Source organism: Bathymodiolus platifrons methanotrophic gill symbiont, assembly GCF_002189065.1.
Classification (GTDB): Bacteria; Pseudomonadota; Gammaproteobacteria; order Methylococcales; family Methylomonadaceae; genus Methyloprofundus.
Genome location: NZ_BDMN01000390.1, coordinates 1 through 3,945, shown reverse-complemented (window position 1 = coordinate 3,945; position 3,945 = coordinate 1). Strand labels below are relative to the sequence as shown.

Annotated in this window: 4 protein-coding genes; 3 read left to right on the top strand and 1 reads right to left on the bottom strand. The window is 42.2% G+C overall.

Annotation, left to right across the window (positions count from 1 at the left end; genetic code table 11):
- Positions 1-306: 306 nt before the first annotated feature.
- The 3 genes from CDZ78_RS18100 (at position 307) to CDZ78_RS18090 (ending at position 3,200) form a co-directional block, all read left to right on the top strand.
- The gene (locus CDZ78_RS18100) at positions 307-1,032 is read left to right on the top strand and encodes a hypothetical protein (RefSeq protein WP_087871233.1); all 726 of its coding nucleotides are present in this window, start codon (positions 307-309) and stop codon (positions 1,030-1,032) included.
- 112 nt (positions 1,033-1,144) lie between these two features.
- Entirely contained in the window at positions 1,145-1,831 is a 687-nt protein-coding gene (locus CDZ78_RS18095) for a hypothetical protein (protein ID WP_140414187.1), read from the top strand.
- Between the two features lie 58 nt (positions 1,832-1,889).
- Entirely contained in the window at positions 1,890-3,200 is a 1,311-nt protein-coding gene (locus CDZ78_RS18090; protein ID WP_087871231.1) for an Lcl C-terminal domain-containing protein, read from the top strand.
- A gap of 38 nt (positions 3,201-3,238) precedes the next feature.
- Here the strand turns inward: CDZ78_RS18090 and CDZ78_RS18085 are convergent.
- Positions 3,239-3,945, bottom strand: a 707-nt coding sequence (locus CDZ78_RS18085; RefSeq protein WP_140414186.1) for an ISAzo13 family transposase, incomplete at its 5' end; no start/stop codon positions are given.

Here is a 3,945-nt window from a genome sequence, read left to right as displayed (position 1 = left end):
AAAAGATGTTCTGATAAATGTCGGGTAATACTTGGATTATCCACTCAGTCTCTGAAAATAAAGGAGAATACGATTTGTTTCCTGCAGGATAGTTTTTGTACTAGCCGCATAAAAATTGGTCATGGCTGGTTTTTACACTCATAATAAATTTTTGCGACAGAAACGCAATAAAATCGGTGATATAAAAATGGAAAAAGTAAAGATAGTGATGAGCGCTGTATTTATTATATGAATTTGGGAAACTTTACTTTTAGGAGAAACAAATGATTATTAAAAAAATAGTAAGCCTTATAGGGGGGATTTAAAATGAAGAAATTTAGTGTACTTGTTTTATCGGCGTGTGTTTTACAGTCTATGTCGGCTAGTGCGGATGGGGTTGTGAAGATCCACCCTCTGTTTGCAGTAGATTCAACAACCGAGATCTCGGATGAGTTTGTGGAGGATGGTTCTGAGGATTGTTCCCGACTACGTGCGGCTTATGGCCAGACTGAAGCCGAGCGTGCGAAACATCTAAGTGCTTTGCAGGACGGGGAATGTGCAATCAATTATAAGCTTGGCGAGACGGGTCCCGCAGGTGGTCAAGTGTTCCATACTACGGACGACGGTATACATGGACTGGAGGCGGCGGCTAAGGATATTTCAGAGCTTGAGTGGGGATGCCACAGCATCCAAATTGATGGCGCATCAGGAGTTGGTATTGGTGAAGGAAAGGCTAACTTTGAAACCCTAGCTACTTACGTCTGTGCAAGCGTAAGCAGGTGGGGTGGCAGTACGGTCTTTGATGCTGTTCAGGATTATGAGGTAAACGGGTTCACGGATTGGTACATCCCATCTCGGGATGAAATGAAACACATGCACACTGTACTAACTTCAAAAGGGGTCGGTAATTTCGCCCACAATCTTTATTTGGTTTCCACAGTCTCAACACACTCTGATAACAGATGGGTTTGGATGATCCACGGGGGTACTGGGAGATATTGGTATGGAGAGAGGAGTCTTAGAAAACCCGTTAGACCTATCCGGTCATTCTAACCAGATAAACTTTTGTGACAGAACCGGATAAAAGGTTCTGTCACAATAAACTTCAATATAACTGAAAATAAAGGATAAACAAATGAGTATTAAAATATTAGCAACCCTTCTGATGACTGTATGGGTAACGACTGCATCAGCCTATGGGTGGGAGGATGGCGATCCCCTGACTTTAAGTGGAGACGGTGACGAGGCCAAGGTTGAGTATGAACTATCTTGTGATGAGCAAAGAGTACGTAACCCCTCAATGACGGATGAAGAGTACTCGGATTTCTTATTAGAATTTCAAGACTCTGAATGTGCGCGTGTTTTTAAGGTTGGAGACATTGGTTTTGGGGGCGGACGAGTGTTCTATACCACAGACGGAGGTCGACATGGTGTGGAGATCGCCCCTGACCATCACACAACTGTAGAGTATGGGTGTGTGAATGTGGGTCTTGAAGGCGCAAGAGATAAATCTCTTGGTGCGGGTGCATCCAATACAGACGTAGCACTAGAAAACGATTGTGTTAGTTATTATGGAGGAACCTCAATATTTGATGTGTTACGGGACTACGATGCGGGGGAGGTTAAGGACTGGTATATTCCATCTATGGGAGAGTTAGAAGAAATCTACAAGGTCTTAGGCCCTTATCTCGTAACGGAAAAAGGCGACGCACACCCTTCTTTCCCTCAGTACTTCTGGTCCTCCTCAGAAGATGATAAATATTGGATGTCGGCGTTGAATCTAACGACCGGTCAAAAGGCTCGGGCAAATAAGAATGTGAAACTTAGCGTATTACTAATTAGGAATTTTTAGGAGATAAAGGGTTCTGTCACAATAAACTTCAATATAACTGAAAATAAAGGATACACAAATGAGTGTTAAAATATTAGCAACCCTTCTGATGACTGTATGGGTAACTACTGCATCCGCCTATGGGTGGGAGGATGGCGATCCCCTGACTTTAAGTGGAGACGGTGACGAGGCCAAGGTTGAGTATGAACTATCTTGTGATGAGAAGAGAGTACGTGACCCCTCAATGACGGATGAAGAGTATTCGGATTTCTTATTAGAATTTCAAGACTCTGAATGTGCGCATGTTTTTAAGGTTGGAGACATTGGCTTTGGTGGCGGACGAGTGTTCTATATCACTGACGGAGGTCGACATGGCTTAGAAACCGCTCCCACCGATATTAAACCCCGGGAGTGGGGTTGCTATGATCAGTCTCTAGAGGGTGCAAAAGACTTGAAAATAGGCTCGGGTAGCGACAATACTGAAGCTATAATAGATGAAAGTTGTAAGAGTTATTTTGGAGGAAGTGTTATATTTTGTAAGAGTTTGATGGCAATGGGATGGAAAAACTTGAACATCGAGTTTTACCCCAACAAATTCAGACAACAAAACGAAGACATCTTATTCCAATACAGTTACTATGATTCTCTCGCAAAAAACAAACCGAAAATAAAGGATAAACAAATGCGTATTAAAATATTAGCAAGCTTTTTGATGACTGTATGGGTAACGACGGCATCCGCCTATGGGTGGGAAGATGGCGATCCCCTGATTTCAAGTGGTGACGAGGCCGCGGTCGAGTATAAACCAACTTGTGATGTGCAAAGGCAACGTGCCCCTTCGATGACGGATGAAGAGTACTCGGATTTCTTATTAGAATTTCAAGACTCTGAATGTGCACATGTTTTTAAGGTTGGAGACATTGGCTTTGGTGGCGGACGAGTGTTCTATACCACTGACGAAGGACGACATGGCTTAGAAACCGCCCCTACCGATATTAAACCACTGGAGTGGGGTTGCTATGATCAGTCTCTAGAGGGTGCAAAAGATTTGAAAATAGGCTCGGGTAGCGACAATACTGAAGCTATAATAGATGAGAGTTGTAAGAGTTATTTTGGAGGAAGTGTTATATTTGACGATATAGAGGATTATAACGGGGGTGGGTTCCGAGACTGGTACGTCCCTTCGGCTTATGAGCTGTATAAGATCTATGAGGTGCAGGGCTCTCATAAGGTGGTTGGAGATTCTACGCAGTTCTCTTATCCCCAGTATTTCTGGTCATCCTCGGAAATTAATAGCAGGTACATCTACGCTCAAAACTTGGATACGGGTAGTAAAGTATATGCTGAGAGAGGGTTGACACTTAGTACATTACCAATTAGGAGCTTTTAGGGTTAAGGAATAAGCACGAAACAACTTCCCGATATTAATTATTCTTGAGGAATTGCACGGTAATTCCATTTTGGTAAATGTGTATCAAATACAATCGGCATTATTTCTTTGAAGTCAGCGGCATATTTTCGTCCTGTCTCGTATATTTTGTCGAGTATGTGAACAATTGTTGTTAGTCCTTTTGACGTTGATGTTCTAGAAATCAATGTTTTAACTGTTTCAACCGAGTCAAATACAACACCTTCACAAGCACGAGTCACATGAGGAAAAAAACGATGTTCAATGGGATTATACTTGGAGGTATAAGGAGGATAGTGGGCAATCCTAATTTCCAATCCAAGTGCATTCGCAGTCTTTTGTAAATCTTCTTTAAAAATGTAGTGCCGTGAGCTGTTACTCCCTCCACCATCGCAAAGGATCAACAATGATTTTGCTTTAGGATAATGAATAATACCCTCGTTTACCCACCATTGAAATAAGCTATCACAGGCAAATTCACTGGTATCATGACTCGTTCCAAGCGTGATATATCCTGTGTTTCGTTTGAGGTCATAAAACCCATGAGGAATAACACTGCCTGTTGCAGAGCTAGGGAAATCATGATCATTCGTTTGAATGGCTGCTTGTGTATAGAGCGATCCATTACGATAAAAAGTACCCAATAACTCTTTCTTTTTGGTATCCATACTAATAACAGGGTTTCCCGCATCCAGGTAGTCCTGCTTCAATTGGGTAATATTTTCAA